Genomic DNA, 16008 nt, shown 5'->3' with positions numbered 1-16008 from the left:
GCGCCTGGCGATCGGCCCGCGAGCGGCACAAGGCCTATGCAGCGAAATTGAATTCAGTTAGGGTTCAGCGACATTGCGAATGAGGAGGCCACCCATGCCGTTCGTTCTCATCCACGGCGCCGGCTTCGGCGCGAACTGCTGGGACGAGCTGATCCCCCACCTGAACGCTCAGGCGCTGGCGGTCGACCTTCCCGGCCGCGGGACGAGGGCCGGGATCGGGCTCGACACGGTCACCCTCGCGGACTGCGCCGACGCGGTCCGGGAGGATGTCGAAGCCAAGGATCTGCGGGACGTGGTGCTGGTCGGTCACTCCTTCGCGGGAGTCACGGTGCCGCGGGTCCTGGACCTCATGCCGGACCGGATCCGGCACGTCGTTCTCGTCTCTGGCGTGGTGCCTCCCGACGGATCGCGGGTGCTCGATCAGATCGACCCCGGCGTACGGGATCTGGTCGAGCAGTCCATCGCCGGCGGCGTCTACCACCAGACCCGCGAGGGCGCCGCCGCGATCCTGTGCGAGGACATGGACGAGGCGACCACCGCGTCCACGCTGGACCGGCTGATCGACGACTCGGCTGCCCTGCTGAGCGAAACCGTGGACCTGAGCGGCTACCGGCGCGAGATCCCGCGGACGTACCTGCACCTCACGCGGGATCGGTGCTACGTCGAGGAGCTTCAGCAGCGGTCCATCGCGCTGCTCCGGCCGGACGTCGTCGATCTCGACACCGGCCACCTGGCGATGATCAGCGCGCCCGGAAAGCTGGCCGCCGTCCTCAACGCCATTCACGGCTGATCGACGGGTCGGCCCGCCGCGATTGCGGCGGGCCGGCTCTCATACCCGCTCGATGATCGTGGCGTTCGCCATCCCGCCGCCCTCGCACATCGTCTGCAGGCCGTACCGTCCGCCAGTGCGGCGAAGCTGGTGCACCAGGGTCGTCATCAGCCGCGCTCCGGTGGCGCCCAGCGGATGGCCGAGCGCGATCGCTCCCCCGAACGCGTTGGTCCGTTCGGGAGCCGCGCCGGTCTCCTTCTGCCAGGCCAGCACCACCGAGGCGAACGCCTCGTTGATCTCGATCAGGTCCATGCCGTCGATGGACAGCCCGGAGCGGTCCAGAATCTTCTCGGTGGCCGGTATGGGCCCGGTGAGCATGTAGATCGGGTCCGAGCCCACCACGGCCATGCTGTGGACCCGGGCCAGCGGCGTGAGCCCGTGGCGGCGCACCGCGTCCTCCGAGGCGACGAGCAGTGCGGCGGCGCCGTCCGAGATCTGGCTGGACACCGCAGCGGTCAGCCGGCCGCCCTCGCTGAGCGTACTGAGCCCCGCCATCTTCTCCAGAGTGGTGTCGGCCCGCGGTCCTTCGTCGGCCTCCAGGCCGAACGCCGGCACGACCTCACCGGCGAAGACCCCGTCGGCCCAGGCGGCGACCGCGCGCTGGTGGCTGTTCATGGCGAACCGCTCCATGTCCTCCCGCGAGACCTTCCACATCCGCGCGATCAGCTCGGCGCCGCGGAACTGCGACACTTCCTCCTCGCCGAAGTGGGTCCGCCATCCCTCCCCGTCGTACGGCGTCCCCATGCCCTCGCGTTCGCCCACGACGGCCGGGCTCGCGATGGGCACCAGGCTCATGACCTCGACGCCGCCCGCGACGACGAGGTCGGTGGTGCCGGACATGACCGCTTGGGCGGCGAAGTGGACGGCCTGCTGCGACGAGCCGCACTGCCGGTCGACGGTCGTGCCGGGCACGTGCTGGGGAAGCCCCGCGGCCAGCCATGACGTGCGGGCGATGTTCCCCGTCTGCGCCCCCATCTGGCCGACGCAGCCGAAGTAGACGTCGTCGACGTCCCCGGGATCGATCCCGGTACGGGTGACGAGCGAGCGCAGGACGTGGGCGCCCAGGTCGGCGGGGTGGACCTGGCTGAGCCCTCCCTTCCGGCGGCCGACAGGGGTACGGACGGCATCGACGATGAAAGCCTCGGCCACGGTGTCTCCGGTCATTCGGTGGGATGGATGGAAGAGAACCGGGCAGCACGCTTGCCCAGGAAGGCGGCGACGCCTTCCACGCCCTCGGCGGACGCCGCCGTCTCGGCAAGAGAGCGGGCCTCACGGTCGAGCTGACGGTCGAGGTCGACGGACAGGGCGGCTGAGACGAGCCGCCTGGTCGCGCCGACGGCCCCGGTCGCCCCCAGAGCGAGCGCGGCGGCCACCCGGCGCGCTTCCTCCGGCAACCGCTCGGCGGCCACCACGGACGTCACGAGCCCCATGTCGGCCGCCTCCCGCGCGGAGATCCGGCGATTGGTGAGCAGCAGCTCCAAGGCCCGTTTCGGGCCGACCAGGCGAGGCAGCGACCAGGTCACCCCGGCATCGGGTGAGTATCCGATGCCCGTGTAGGCGAGCACGAACGTCGCGTCGTCCGCCGCGATGGTGAGGTCGGCGGCGGCGGCCAGGCCCACGCCGGCGCCGGCCACCGCTCCCTGGACCTGCGCGACGAGCGGCGCGTCCATCCGGGCGAAGATCCGCAGTGCTCCGTGCAGCGCGTCGGTCACCTCCATGAGGTGCTCCTTGAGCGGTTCACCCCTCAGCGCGGAGAACTCGCGCAGGTCGCCGCCGACGCAGAAGGACCGTCCCGCACCGCGCAGCAGGACGGCCCGGACGTTCTCGCCCCGGCAGGTCCGGGCGGCGGCATGCAACCCGCGCGCCAGGTCCAGATCGATGGCGTTACCGCGGGCGCCGCGGCACATGACGATGTCGGCCACTCCGTCCAGGACGTCGACCGTGACGGCGGAGAGTGCCCTCATCGTGCCGTCCAGCCGCCGTCGACGACCAGCACCTGGCCGGTGCAGTAGGACGAGGCGTCGGAGGCGAGGAACAGCAGGGCGCCGTCGAGCTCGGCGGGGTCCCCGCCGCGGCGCAGCATCGTGTTCTTCTCGACCCACCGGCTGGACCGGGCGTCGGAGAACAGCTCCTCGGTCATCTCGGACCTGAACCAGCCCGGCGCCAGCGCGTTGACGCGTACGCCCGCCTGACCCCACTGGCCGGCCAGCTCTCGGGTGAGCCCGACCAGCCCAGCCTTGGAGGCCGAGTAGCTCGCGCCGCCCATCGGAGCCGTGGACACCAGACCCAGGATCGACGCCACGTTCACGATGCTCCGCCCGGGTGCTTCGTGCTGCGTCATGAGGCGGGCGAGGTGGAACGGCGCCACCAGGTTCACCGCGAGGACGTCCGCGAAATCCTGCGAGCTCTCGTCCTGCGCGCGAAGCCCGCCCGGGACGCCGGCATTGTTGATCAGGACGTCGAGGCGGCCGGTCTCCGCCATGGCCGTCGCGATCAGCCGTTCGCGGTCCTCCTCACGGCTGACGTCGCAGGCCACCGGGTGGATACGGGAATCACCGGCCGCCAGCTCCGCCAGCCGGTCGATCCGCCGGGCCGCCGCGAACACGCTCGCCCCGGCGGCGGCGAGTACGGTCGCGAAGCGGGCGCCCAGCCCGGAGGAGGCGCCGGTGACCACGGCCGTCCGTCCGCGCAGGGAGAACAGGTCGTCGATCACTCCTCGACCCCGATCGGCAGGACCGTGGCGCCGCCGTCGATGACGAAGGTCTGGCCGGTGATCCAGGACGAGGCGTCCGAGGCCAGGAAGAGCGCCGCGTCGGCGACGTCCTCGGGGGTGCCCAGTCTGCGCAGCGGGAGCTTCGCGGTGAGGATGGACTCGCGCGCCTCCCAGACGGCACGCGCCAGCTCGGTCTTGATCAGGCCCGGTGCGATGGCGTTGACGCGCGCCTTGGGGCCGAGCTCATAGGCGAGCTGCCGCGTCATGTGCATCATGGCGGCCTTGGTGGCGTTGTAGTAACCGATGTGCGGGTCGACGATCAGCCCGCCCACCGACGCGATGTTGATGACGGCACCGCCGTGCTCGGCCATCGCGGCCTTCCAGGCGCAGCTCGTCCACGCGATCATCCCGTACTGGTTGACCCGCACCGTCTTCTCCGCGCGGGGCAGGTCGAGGTCGAGCAGGTCGCCGTGGTACGGGTTGGTGGCGGCGTTGTTGACCAGGATGTCGAGCCGGCCGAACCGCTCCATCGTCTGGTCGACGCAGCGCTGCGCCTGGTCCGGCTCGCCGGCGTTGGCCACGACCGTGTGCACGTCCCCGCCCGCCTCGGCGCGCAGCAGCTCGGCACGGGCGGCGGCCAGCCCCTCCGGCTTGCGCGCGGCGATGACCACGTGCGCGCCGGCGCTCCGGTAGGCCCGCGCGATCGCCAGCCCGATGCCGCGGGACCCGCCGGTGATCACCGCCACCCGTCCGTCGAGCATGTTCATGCCGCCCCCTTCCTGGTGTACTTGGCCAGCTCCTGGCGGGCGACGGTGCGCAGGTGCACCTCGTCGGGCCCGTCGGCGATGCGCAACGCCCTGGTGATCGCGAAAAGCCGGGCCAGGACGGTGTCGTCGCTGACCCCTGCCGCGCCGAACGCCTGGACGGCCCGGTCGACCACTCGATGAGCCACCTCCAGCGCCGCCACCTTGATCGCCGCGACCTCCATGCGGGCCGCGGCGTTGCCGACGGTGTCCATCAGCCATGCCGACTTGAGCACGAGCAGCCGCAACTGCTCGATCTCGATCCGGCTGCGCGCGATCCATTCCCGCACCACGCCCTGGTCGGCCAGCGGGCCGCCGAACGCCTCGCGGTCGAGCACCCGCCGGCACATGAGCTCCAGCGCGCGTTCGGCGAACCCGACCGCGCGCATGGCGTAGTGCATCCGGCCGGGTCCGAGCCGTCCCTGGGCGAGCGCGAAGCCCTCGCCCTCGCCGCCGAGCAGGTTGGCGGCGGGCACGCGTACGTCCTCGAAGAGCACGTCACCGTGGCCGAGCCGGTCGGTGTACCCGAACATGGGCAGGTCGCGCAGCACCGTGATGCCCGGGGTGTCCCGGGGGATGAGCAGCATGCTCTGCCGGCGGTAGGTCGGCGCGTCCGGGTCGCTCACCCCCATGAGGATGATCAGCCGGCAGTCCGGGTCGAGGATGCCCGAGGTGTACCACTTATGGCCGTTGACGAGGTAGCTGTCGCCGTCGCGGGTGATCCTGGTACGGAGGTTGCGCGGGTCGGAGCTGGCCACGTCGGGCTCGGTCATGGCGAAGCACGACCGGATCTCGGCCTCCAGCAGCGGGCGCAACCACCGCTCCCGCTGCTCGGGGGTGCCGAACAGCGCGAGCAGCTCCATGTTCCCGGTGTCCGGGGCGGAGCAGTTGAACACCTCGGGGCCGATGATGGAGCGGCCGGCGAGCTCGGCGAGCGGCGCGTACTCGAGGTTGGTCAGGCCCGCGCCCCAGTCGCCGTGGGACATGAACAGGTTCCACAGCCCCTCGGCGCGGGCCTTCTCCTTGAGGTCGAGCAGCACAGGGGGAAGGGCGTGCGGGTCGTCGGCGTCGGCGAGCTGACGGTCGTACACCGCTTCGGCGGGGTAGACGTGCTGCTCCATGAACGCTCGCAGCCGCGTCTGGAGCTCGCGTGCGCGGGGAGAGAATGCGAAATCCACTTAGGTTCCTAGAATGTCGTTCGCGGTGCGGATCATGGCGGCGATCGTCGGCGGCAACCGTTCCTGGTCCGGGTCGTGGATCCGGCCTTCGCGGTGACGGCGCAGGTTGTGACCCATGATCGCGGCCATCTTCATCCGGGTGAGCGCGCGGAACCAGTCGAGGCCGGGCAGCGGGCCGGCGCCCGCGAGATAGGCGTCCAGCAGCTCCGCCTCGGCCGGCAGCCCGGGGAACTCCCTGCCCAGCGCGGGGAAGTTGCGGTGGTCGGCGAACAGCAGGAACCAGCCGAGGTCCGTCCGCGGGTCGCCGACGCTCCAGATCTCCCAGTCGACGACGGCCGCCGCCTCCTGCGCCCGGCACAGGACGTTGCCCAGCCGGAAGTCCCCGTGCACCAGGACCGGCGGCAGGTCGTCGGGCACCGCCTGAGCGAGCCGGTGGAGCAGTTCCTCGCCCCCGGGGCGGAGTTCGACGGGGACCGCGCGCATCGTGCGGCTCCACTGTCCGAGCTCGGCGGTCGCGTCGCGGGGCGGCGGCGCGTCCAGCGGCAGGGAGGGGACGTCGAGGTCGTGCAACCGGCGCAGTACGCGGGCCGCCTCCAGCATGCGGGCCCGCGCGAGGCCCGGGTCGAGATCGTGCTCGTCGAGCACCGGTTCCACGGCCTCGCCGGAGACGAACTCCATGGCGAACCAGGCCGGTTGCCGCTCGTCGACGGCCACGATCTCGGGGACGGGCACCGCCGTACCGGCCAGCGCCTGGAGCACTCGCGCCTGGCGAAGCAGGTCATTGCGGCCCACCGGCCGTTCCGCGTGCGGGACCGCCTTGACGACGTACCTGCGCTCCCCCACCCTGACCACGTAGGTGAGCCCGGAGTGGCCGCCGGCGAGTGTCTCCAGCGGGCCCACCCGCCGGCCGGGGAACGCGCCGGCGACCCGGCCGGCCAGATCCGGCGAAGCGACGCCGGCGGTCATCGCGCCGCCTCCTTGGGCAGGCCGAGCACCCGCTCGGACAGGATGGTGCGCTGGATCTCGTCGGTGCCGCCGGCGATGCTGTAGCCGGGTGCGCCCAGGAGCTGTTCGGTCCAGGCGAAGGTGCCCCACTCCCCCGTGTCGGCGGCCAGGCGCGGCCCGAGGAGCTGCAGGACCAGGTCGCTGGTCCGGCGCATGGTCTCGGTGGCGTAGAGCTTGCCCACCGACGCCTCGGCGCCCGGTTCGCGGCCGGAGACCAGCGCCGCGGTCACGCGGAGTCCGATGACGCGCTGGACGAGCGTGCGTACGTACAGGTCCGCCGCGAGGTGCTGCTCCTGGCCGGTGAGCGGCCGTGGCAGGTGCCGGGCCAGCTCGACGGCGCGGTCGGCGTTGTCCAGGCCGAGGGAGCCGGAGTCCAGCCGTTCGGCGGCCAGCACCGTCAGGGTGACCCGCCAGCCCTCGCCGACGGGGCCCAGCCGATCGGTGTCGGGTACCACGACACCGTCGAGGTAGACCTCGTTGAAGCTGGTCCCGCCGGTCATCTGCCGGATGGGGCGGATGGTGACGCCCGGAGCGTCCATCGGCACCATGAACACGGTGATGCCCGCGTGCTTGCGCACGTCCGGGTCGGTGCGGCACACGGCGACGCCCCAGGACGCGACCGTCGCCCCCGAGGTCCACACCTTGTGCCCGTCGAGCACCCAGTTGTCGCCGTCGCGCACCGCCCGGGTACGGACCGCGGCCAGGTCGGAGCCGGCCTCGGTCTCGGAGAACAGCTGACAGGCCAGCTGGTCCGTACGCAGCATGGGCCGGATCCAGCGCTCCTGCTGCTCGGGCGTGCCCCAGATCCGGACGGCCGGGGCCACCAGCTGCTGGGTGACCGGGAAGATCTCGGTGCGGCGCGGGACGTCGAAGGCCGCCTCCTCCTGCCGGTAGAGCTGCTCGTAGAACACGGGCAGGCCGCGTCCGCCGAACTCCTCCGGCCAGCTCAGCGCGCCCCAGCCCGCGTCGTACCGGGTCACCTCCCAGGCCCGGATCCGTTCGGTGTGCTCGCGTTCCTCCTCTTCCGACCAGTTCTCGAAGACCGCGACCGAGTCGTCTCCGGTGCCCCAGGCACCGTTCGCCCGCCGCGGCCGGGCGGCCGACGCGAGCCAGCCGGCGGCCTCTGCCCTGAACTTCTCTGGTGCTGGAATGTCGCTCATCAGTTCCTCTATCGGGTCAGCACAGTTATCGGGTCAGCACAGTGCAGGCGCTCACGCCCGGGGCGCCGTACACGTGGGTGAATCCGACTCTGGGCCCGCCGGGCACCTGCCGGTCTCCGGCCTGTCCGCGCAGTTGCCGCACCACCTCGCAGACCTGGCGCAGACCCGACGCGCCGATGGGCTCGCCGTTGGCGATGCAACCGCCGTCGGTGTTGACCGGCAACGAGCCGCCGATCTCGGTGGCGCGGGAGGCGATCAGCTTCTCCTGTTCACCGTCCTCGCAGAACCCGCACTCGGCCATGTGCATCACCTCGGCACCGCTCTCGGTGTCCTGCAGCTGGCACACCTCGACGTCGCCGGGGGCGACACCGGCCGCCTCGAACGCCGCCGCGGCGGCGTCGCGGGTCACGCTGGTCAGCTCGCCGCCGGCGATCCACGGGCTGAAGACCTCGAAGGAGCCGAAGCGGCGCGAGCGCACGACCGCCGATCGCAGGGTCACCGGGACGCCCGTCAGTTTCCCGGCCGCCGGGGCTGCGCACAGCACCAGCGCGGCCGCGCCTTCTCCCGGGGAGCAGAACATGTAGCGGGTCAGCGGGTCGCTGACCATGCCCGACGCGAGGATCTCGTCGGCGTCCACCGGGGTACGCCGCCAGGCGTTCGGATTGAGAGCACCGTTGCGGTAGGCCTTCTCCGCCACCAGTGCGAGCGTCCGGGAGCTGATCCCGTGGTCGTGCATGTAACGCCGGATCTTCATGCCGAAGAACTGGGTGGTGACCATCAGCCCGTCACGCCCATACGCCTCGTCGAGTCCCCAGTCCCCTGGCAGCGGGTCGAAGGCGCCCCGCGGATGCTTGTCGAACCCGACGGCCACCACCACCTCGGCCATGCCGCCGCGAATGGCGTTCACCGCCGACACCAGCGCGCTGCCGCCCGTCGCGCAGCCGTTCTTGACGTTGACGAACGGCAGGCCGGTCAGGCCGAGCTGGGCCACCAAGGTGTCGGCCAGCCCCGCGGCGTCGCTGCCGCCGAACGCCGCGTCCACCCGCGGCCACGCGACCCCGGCGTCGGCGAGCGCGGCCTTCACCGCGTACACGGCGTGCTGACGTCCGGTCGTGTGCTCGGTGCGCCCGAACGGCGACAGGCCGACGCCGGCGATCAGTACGTCGGTCATCGGGCCCCTTCGATCGCCGTCGCGCGTGGCACTCCGGTGGCCCGCTCGATCCGCAGCGGCATGCCGATCCGGATCGAGTCGAGGTCGTCGATGTCGAGCACCGCCGCGACGCGGACGCCTTCGGGCAGCTCCACGTAACCCAGCGCGAACGGCCGGAAGCCCTCCTGCGGCGGCACGAACGGGGGTGATTTCGGCGCGAACCGCTGAACCGTCCAGGTCCACAGCAGCCCTGCCGAGGACAGCGTCACCGGCGCGGCCGCCTGCCCGCAGCGCGGGCAGGCGTCGTCAGCCGGGTAGACCGTCACCGCGCACTCCCCGCACCGGGAACCCCGCAGACCGGCGGCCTGATGCGCAATCGCCGGCACCGGTCAGCGTCCCTTCCACTTCGGCTCGCGCTTCTCCAGGAACGCGGCCACACCCTCGGCGGCGTCCTGGGAGTTGAGCGTCACCCCGACGGCCAGGTGCTCCATCACCATCAGCGACTGGATGTCGGCCTCCAGGCTGCGGTCGATGGTCATCTTCGTGATCCGCATCTGGAAGGGGCTCTTGTCGGTCAGGTGGCTGATGAACTCCTCGACCGTGGCGTCGAGCTCTTCCGCGGGCGCCGACTTGTTGATCAGGTCGAAGTCGGCCGCCTCGACACCGGACAACAGCTTGCCGGTGAGCATCAGCTCCTTGGTCTTGCGGACGCCGATCATGCGAGGCACCCGGTAGATCGGCCCCGCCCCGCCGAACAGGGCCCGGCGGATGTGGAAGTCACCGATCTTGGCGTCGTCCGCGGCGATCGCGAAGTCACAGGAGATCATCAGCTCGAAGCCGCCGGCCGTGACATGGCCCTCCAGCACCGCCACGGAGGGGGTGCTCATCGAGTACAGCCGGTCGCAGACCTTCGCCGAGATGACCGCCACGTCCATGGCCGTGCTGCTGCCGATGTAGTCGGCCTGCAACTCGTCGAGATCGAAGCCCGAGCAGAAGGTGCCGCCCCGGCCGCGCAGCACCAGGACGCGCAGCTCGGGGTCGGCGTCGACCTCGGTGATGATCTCGTCGAGCCGCCTGAGAATCGGCAGGGTCACGCAGTTCTTCTTCCACGGCCGGTTGAGCCACACCCGCGCGACGTTCCCATCGCGCTCGAACTGGATCTCGTCCTCTACCGCCACTGTTCCTCCTAAACTGAATTCAGTACAGTTTCTGGGGCCGGTGCGGCCCTGTCAAGGGTCGGTCCTGCGCATGTCAGGCCACGTTGAAACCGAGCAGGCCACCCAGGCGTGCCCGGTGGTCGTCGGCCGTGCCGAACAGGACCTCCGCCGCACGGGCGCGGCGGAGGTACAGGTGGGCGGGGTGCTCCCAGGTGAAGCCGATGCCGCCGTGCAGCTGCACGTACTCGGCGGTCGCCCGGCGGTAGGCGCCGGAGCAGACCACCTTCGCCGCGCTCGCCGCCACCGGCAGGTCCCCGGGCGAGGCGGTGACGCACGCCGCCGCGTAGACCGCGGCCGAACGCGCCGCCTCGATCTCGACCAGCAGGTCGGCCAGCCGATGCTTGATCGCCTGGAAGGAGCCGATCTGCCGGCCGAACTGACGGCGTTGCAGCACGTACGACACGGTCGCGTCGAGCGCGTGCGCGCTCCCGCCGACCTGCTCGGCGGCCAGCGCGGCCCGCCCGATGTCGAGCACCCGCCCGATGATCGCGGCGGCGCTCCCCGGCTGCCCGACCTGTACGAACGTGGTGTCCGCGAAGGTGAGCAGGGCTTGCGGACGGGTGCCGTCCAGAATCGTCCGGGCCGTCCGGGTAAGGCCCTCCGCGTCACCCTCGCACGCGAACAGACCGGCTCCATCGGCGGTCCGCGCCGCGACGAGGATCAGGCCGGCTCCGCACCCGTCGAGCACGAAGTCGGCCGACCCGTTGCCGACCCACCCGCCCTTCCCCGGCGTGGCCCGCGGACCGCCGCCGCCGTCGTCGAAGCCCGCGACCGTCGCGGTCAGGGTGCCGTCGGCGATGCCGGGCAGGTAGCGGGCGCAGGCTTCGCGATCTCCGCTGAGCAGCAGGGTGTAGGTGGCGAGCACGGTGGTGGACAGCAAGGGAGCGCACAGCAGCGCCCGCCCGGCCTCCTCGAAGACCACCGCGAGCTCCGCGAACGAGCAGCCCGACCCGCCGTGTTCCTCCGGTATCGCCAGTCCCTGGACGCCAAGCTCCGTGGCCATCCGCGCCCACAGCGCCGCGTCGTGTCCGCGGCCGGTCGCCAGGTGCTCGCGTACGTCCGCCGACGCGGCGGCCTCGGTGAAGAAGTCGCGCAGGACCTCCCGTAGCTGCTTGCGTTCGTCGGTGTCGCCGAGCAGAGCCGGATCGACGTCGAGCATCAGGCCTCCAGTTCGTTCACGTCGCGTAGCTTGAGCAAGGTCGCGGCCTCCCCACCGAAGTAGGCCAGTTCGGCGGTCTCGGCGAACAAGGGGTCCGACGCGTCTCCGCGGGCGGCCACCCGGCCCTCGTGCAGCACCACCACCTCATGGCAGGAGGTGAGCGCCCGGCTGAGCAGCTGCTCCAGGAGCACGATCGTCATCCCGTCGCGGGCGAGCTGGTTGATCCGGGCGTAGACCTCGTCGACCAGGGCCGGCGCCAGCCCCAGCGCGGGCTCGTCGAGGATCAGCACGTCCGGCCGGGCCATCAGGGCTCGCGCGACGGCCAGGATCTGCTGTTCTCCTCCGCTCAGCCCGGCCGCGGCCGCCGAGAGGCGGCCGCGCAGCCGCTCCGGCAGCCATTCGGCGGTCTCGTCGAGGCGGGCGCGCAGGGCGGATCCCTGGACGCCCACGGCGTAACCGGCCACTTCGAGATTCTCCCGCAACGACAACGTCTTGAAGAGGGCACGGCCTTCGGGGACCAGGCTGCTGCGGATCGGGCGCGCGCCGGGCTCGCCGATCCGCACCTGCCCCGACGACGGGCGCAGCGAGCCATGAATGATCTTGCCGAGCGTGCTCTTGCCCGCGCCGTTCGCTCCGACGACACCGATGACCGTGCCCTTGCCGATGTCCAGGTGGACGTCGTGCAGGGCGGCGACGCCACCGTAGTGGTGGCTGACGTCGCGCAGGGAGATGGCGACGGTCTCGTCGGCGCGGGCCGGCAACTCGGCGCGCGTGGCGATCAGGCCGAGGTACGACGACCGCACGTGCGGGTCCTTCAGAATGGTGCCCGGCTCGCCGGAGCCGATCGGCTTGCCGAAGTCGAAGGCGACCACCCGGTCGGCGACGGCGAAGAGGTCGTCCAGCACGTGATCGATGATCACGACCGCGGCGCCCTGCGCGCGCAGGCGGACGATCTGCTGGGCGGCCAGTCGACGCTCCGTGGCGTCCAGGCCGCCGAACGGTTCGTCCAGGATCAGCAGCTTGGGCTCCTCGGCGATCGCCCGGGCGAGGTCCAGGCGCTTCTGCAGCCCGAACGGCAGTTCGGCCGGATAGCGGTCGGCCACGTCGGCCAGCCCGGTGCGGGCGAGCAGCTCGTCGGCCCGCGCGAGGTCCGCCGCGCCGGCCCAGCGCTTCGTGCACAGCACGTTCTCCGCGACCGTGAGCTCCGAGAAGGTCTCCGCGTGCTGGAAGGTGCGGGCGATTCCCAGCCTGCGCCGTGCGGTGGCCCTCGTCCCCATCAGCCGCACACCCGCGTAGTCGACCGCGCCGCTGATCCGCGCGCCGCCGATGAGCCCGGAGACGGCGTTGAGCAGCGTGGTCTTGCCGGCGCCGTTCGGGCCGATGACGGCGAGCACCTCGCCGGGCCGTACGTCGAGCGACGCGCCGTCGAGGGCGTTCAGACCACCGAATCGTACGGACAGGCCGTCGACGACCAGCACCGGTGCCGCGTCGTCCGTGGCCGGCCGGTCCCTCTCCGGAGCGCCGTCCCCGCCGCCGGCGGCCGCCGCGCTGACGTGATGCTCGCCGTCGAGCAGGCCGGGGCCGCGCCTGCCCAGCGCCCGCCGTACCAGCGAGCCCAGGAACGGGACCACCCCGCCGGGGAGGAAGATCAGCGCGGCGATCAGCAGGACGCCCTGCACCACCGGCTGCGGCACGGACACGGCGTCGGCCACCGTCGGAACCCACGCCAGGTAGACCCCGCCCACCACGGCGCCGGACACCGTGCCGACGCCGCCGAGCACGCAGGCCGCGATGATGGTGACACCGAAGTTCAGCGAGAACGTGTCAGGGCTGACGAAGCCGGTGATCAGGCCAAGCAGCACGCCGGCCAGGCCGGTGAACGCCGCGCTGACCGCGAACGACAGAGCGGTCTGCGCCTCGGGCACGATGCCCACGGAACGGGCGACCAGCGGGTGTGCCTTCGCGGCGACCAACCGCATGCGCAGCGCGCTCGACCTGGCGAAGACCCCGATCGCGAACACCACGCCCGCCACGAGGACCGCGAAATGCTGGGCCTCGCTGCCGCCGCTCGGCACCGTGCCCAGGCCGAGCGCGCTGTCCAAGGGGGACACCGCCACGCCCTGGTCGCCGCCGGTCACGCCGGTCCACCGGTTGATCACCTCCAGGGACACCAGGCTGAACGCCAACGTCAGCAGGGCGATGTAGAGCACCGAGAACCTGGCGCCGGCGTACCCGAGGAAGGCGCCCAGCAACGCGCACGACGTGATCGCCCCCACGAGTACCCACTCCAGCGGCCACTGGTGCGCACCGCCGTACGCCGCGAAGTAGGCGCCCACGGCGACGAACGCGGGGTGGCCCACGGACCACACTCCCGACCAGCCGGCCAGGAGGCCGACAGAGAGGACCACGATCGCGTAGACGGCGGCGAGCGCGACCGAATAGGCCTGGTAGGCCGGGATCGCGCCGGCCTGCATCAGCGCGATGAGCGCCAGCCCGGCGACCGGGCCGAGCGCCGCCCACACGAGATTCGAGCGGGTGAATACCATGTGCTCCTCCTCAGACCCGCTGGAAGGTACGTGTGCCGAACAGGCCCTGTGGGCGGATCAACAACACGAGGATGGTGAACGAGAACACGAAGGTGTCGCGGAAGCTGGCCGAGACGTAGCTGGCCGCGATGTTCTCCAGCACCCCGACGGTCAGCCCGCCGATGACGGCTCCGTACATGCTCGTGAGACCGCCGAGGAAGATCCCGGCGAACGCCCGGAAGAGCGGCGCGGCCAGCACGGTGGGCACCAGCCCCGATCGGGGCGCGTAGAGGCAGGCGGCCAGAGCCGCCAGAGCGAGGCCGAGCGCCCACGCGATCCGCGCGACCCGTTGCGCGCTGATGCCGATGAGCTGGGCGGTGTCCGCGGACTCGGCGACGGCCCGCATCGCCGACCCCAGTGTGGTGCGCCCGAACAGGAAGGCGACGGCCGCCATCGCCGCCGCCGCTATGCCGATGGTCACCAGGCTCTGCGCGGGCAGTGCCGCGTCACCCCATCGGACGGTGCCGTCCACCAGGCTGGGAAAGGTCTTCGGCTGGGTGCCCCAGATCGAGTCCACCACGCTCTCGACGATGAGCGAGACACCCATCGTCACCACGAGCGCGGAGAACAACTGCCCCTGACCGAGCGGCCGGATCACCACCTCTCGCACCATCACCCCGGCCACCGCGGTCACCGCGATCGCGGCGAACACCCCCAGCAGCGTCGCGACCCCGCTGTCGTGGAACGTGATCGCCACGTAGAGCCCCAGCGTGGCCAGACTGGCGAGGGCGAAGTTCACCACGTCCGTCGCACGATAGATGATCACCAGGCCGAGGCCCATCAAGCCGTAGATCGCGCCACTGGCGACCCCGCTCACCAGGACAAGCAGAAACTGATCCACTCCGACCGCCACCTTCTCGGCGGGGCGGCTTCACTCGGCAGGCGCCCCCCGCGCCAAATTGAACTCAGTTCGAAAACTGTAGATGAGGAATGGGCGGCCAGCAATAGGTGAGCGGCCAGGCTCCTGTCGACGGCGGCACCGGATCGCGTGCCGGGCGTCACGATGCGACGCGGTCGAAGGCGAGCGGGTGGCACGGAAAAGCTGTGGCCGGATCGCGAGCCCTCGCGATCCGGCCACAGGTCATCGGGTCAGCGGATCACCCGCAGTGTTCGAAGGGGCTCTCGTACGTGCTCGTTCCGACCTTGCCGCCCCACTGGACGCACTTGTCGGCGGCGGCGGCCCGTACGGGTCCGGCGTAGTAGTCGAAGTTGCCGGTGTCGGTGGCCCGGGCCTTGCCCTTGACCTCCAGGAAGGCGCTGGTGGCGGTGGCCTTGCCCAGCGAGGTCTTCTTGATCGTGGCCACGCAGTTGTTGCCGTTGGCGGAGTTGAAGGTCAGGTAGACCGTGCCGTTCGAGCCGAGGGCCGCGGAGTCGATCACCTTGTAGCCGGCGCCGCACACGGACTCGGCGGTGTGCGGGTTGGTGCCCCCGCCCCCGCCGCTGCCGCCGGTGACGTACTGCATGTACTTGGACCAGTTCCAGTACCGGCCCGGGTCGGTGTGGTCGGCGCCCGGGACCTCGTTGTGGCCCACGATGTGGGTGCGGTCCTTGGGGATGCGGTACCGGTCGGCGATGTTGCGGGTCAGCGCCGCCGACGCGCGGTACATGGTGTCGGTGAACCAGGTCGCGTTGTCGACGAAGCCCTCGTGCTCGATGCCGACCGAGCGCCGGTTCCAGTTGCCGGCGTGGAAGGCCCGGTTCTTCTCCCTGACCGTCTGGGTGATGGCGCCGTCGGAGGAGCGGACGACGTAGTGGGCGGAGGTGGGGTTCGGCCGGGGGCCGGTCTGGAACCAGGAGATGGTGCCGGCGTAGCTGCCCTGGGTCACGTGGATGACGATGCGGTCGATCGCGTCGCTGGTCGGCCGGTTGGAGACGGCGTAGTTGCTGCTGTGCGCCGGAACCCACCTGGCCGACGGGTAGTCGGTGCTCGCCGCGAGCGTGCTGGGCTTGTCCAGGTCGTCCACGTTGGCGTACGGGCCGCGGTCGGGGGTCACGCTGCTCGCCGGCGTGGTGATGCTCGCGCCGCCGGGGGTCGTCGCCTGGATGCCCTTGGCGAGCTCCTCGTACACGGTGTCGGCGTACAGCCGGGCGACCGCGGGAGAGGAGGCGCCGCTGTACTTGGCGACGGCCTGGTACCACTTGCCCGCGTCCTTGCGGGCGGCGGCGTCCAGCTTGAGCTCGTCGGCCAGGGCCCGCAGGACGGCCGCGC

The 16008-nt window shown here is 71.5% G+C and carries 15 protein-coding genes; 1 reads left to right on the top strand and 14 read right to left on the bottom strand.

Going from position 1 to position 16008, the window contains the following annotated elements:
• Positions 1 to 94 precede the first annotated feature (94 nt).
• On the top strand, positions 95 to 790 hold the full coding sequence (locus ABZS69_RS07975; RefSeq protein WP_355368376.1) for an alpha/beta fold hydrolase: 696 nt from the start codon (positions 95 to 97) through the stop codon (positions 788 to 790).
• Between the two features lie 39 nt (positions 791 to 829).
• Here ABZS69_RS07975 and ABZS69_RS07970 read toward each other — a convergent pair whose 3' ends face one another.
• From ABZS69_RS07970 to ABZS69_RS07905, 14 genes are all read right to left on the bottom strand, one after another.
• Positions 830 to 1978 carry an acetyl-CoA C-acetyltransferase gene (locus ABZS69_RS07970; protein ID WP_355369115.1) on the bottom strand — a complete coding sequence of 383 codons (1149 nt, stop codon included), beginning with the start codon at positions 1976 to 1978 and terminating at the stop codon, positions 830 to 832.
• 11 nt (positions 1979 to 1989) lie between these two features.
• A complete protein-coding gene (locus tag ABZS69_RS07965) occupies positions 1990 to 2793 on the bottom strand; it encodes an enoyl-CoA hydratase-related protein (RefSeq protein WP_355368373.1) in 804 nt (267 codons plus the stop codon).
• The gene (locus ABZS69_RS07960; protein ID WP_355368370.1) at positions 2790 to 3542 is read right to left on the bottom strand and encodes an SDR family oxidoreductase; all 753 of its coding nucleotides are present in this window, start codon (positions 3540 to 3542) and stop codon (positions 2790 to 2792) included. The genes ABZS69_RS07965 and ABZS69_RS07960 overlap by 4 nt, the downstream gene beginning before the upstream one ends.
• The gene (locus ABZS69_RS07955) at positions 3539 to 4309 is read right to left on the bottom strand and encodes an SDR family oxidoreductase (RefSeq protein WP_355368367.1); all 771 of its coding nucleotides are present in this window, start codon (positions 4307 to 4309) and stop codon (positions 3539 to 3541) included. Before ABZS69_RS07955 ends, ABZS69_RS07960 begins: the two co-directional genes overlap by 4 nt.
• Positions 4306 to 5523 carry an acyl-CoA dehydrogenase family protein gene (locus ABZS69_RS07950; protein WP_355368364.1) on the bottom strand — a complete coding sequence of 406 codons (1218 nt, stop codon included), beginning with the start codon at positions 5521 to 5523 and terminating at the stop codon, positions 4306 to 4308. Before ABZS69_RS07950 ends, ABZS69_RS07955 begins: the two co-directional genes overlap by 4 nt.
• Positions 5524 to 6489 carry a phosphotransferase family protein gene (locus tag ABZS69_RS07945; protein ID WP_355368361.1) on the bottom strand — a complete coding sequence of 322 codons (966 nt, stop codon included), beginning with the start codon at positions 6487 to 6489 and terminating at the stop codon, positions 5524 to 5526. It abuts the gene before it with no gap.
• Positions 6486 to 7688 (bottom strand): acyl-CoA dehydrogenase family protein, encoded by a 1203-nt coding sequence (locus ABZS69_RS07940; RefSeq protein WP_355368358.1) that lies wholly within the window; start codon positions 7686 to 7688, stop codon positions 6486 to 6488. The genes ABZS69_RS07945 and ABZS69_RS07940 overlap by 4 nt, the downstream gene beginning before the upstream one ends.
• 25 nt (positions 7689 to 7713) lie before the next feature.
• Positions 7714 to 8859, bottom strand: coding sequence for a thiolase family protein (locus ABZS69_RS07935; RefSeq protein ID WP_355368355.1), 1146 nt, complete (start codon positions 8857 to 8859; stop codon positions 7714 to 7716).
• Entirely contained in the window at positions 8856 to 9164 is a 309-nt protein-coding gene (locus tag ABZS69_RS07930) for an OB-fold domain-containing protein (protein WP_355368353.1), read from the bottom strand. The genes ABZS69_RS07935 and ABZS69_RS07930 overlap by 4 nt, the downstream gene beginning before the upstream one ends.
• Before the next feature lie 63 nt (positions 9165 to 9227).
• A complete protein-coding gene (locus ABZS69_RS07925) occupies positions 9228 to 10016 on the bottom strand; it encodes an enoyl-CoA hydratase/isomerase family protein (protein WP_355368350.1) in 789 nt (262 codons plus the stop codon).
• Positions 10017 to 10089: 73 nt separating this feature from the next.
• The gene (locus ABZS69_RS07920; RefSeq protein ID WP_355368347.1) at positions 10090 to 11214 is read right to left on the bottom strand and encodes an acyl-CoA dehydrogenase family protein; all 1125 of its coding nucleotides are present in this window, start codon (positions 11212 to 11214) and stop codon (positions 10090 to 10092) included.
• Positions 11214 to 13760: an ATP-binding cassette domain-containing protein gene (locus ABZS69_RS07915; protein WP_355368344.1), complete on the bottom strand. Its 2547-nt coding sequence runs from the start codon at positions 13758 to 13760 to the stop codon at positions 11214 to 11216. The genes ABZS69_RS07920 and ABZS69_RS07915 overlap by 1 nt, the downstream gene beginning before the upstream one ends.
• Positions 13761 to 13770: 10 nt before the next feature.
• Complete coding sequence (locus tag ABZS69_RS07910) at positions 13771 to 14640, bottom strand: branched-chain amino acid ABC transporter permease (RefSeq protein WP_355368341.1); 870 nt, start codon at positions 14638 to 14640, stop codon at positions 13771 to 13773.
• A 256-nt stretch (positions 14641 to 14896) separates the two neighbouring features.
• Positions 14897 to 16008 (bottom strand): N-acetylmuramoyl-L-alanine amidase (locus tag ABZS69_RS07905; RefSeq protein WP_355368338.1); only part of this gene is annotated, 1112 nt, incomplete at its 5' end.

Source organism: Nonomuraea sp. NPDC005650 (assembly GCF_040605375.1).
GTDB lineage: Bacteria > Actinomycetota > Actinomycetes > Streptosporangiales > Streptosporangiaceae > Nonomuraea.
This window is presented reverse-complemented; position numbering and strand designations above follow the sequence as displayed.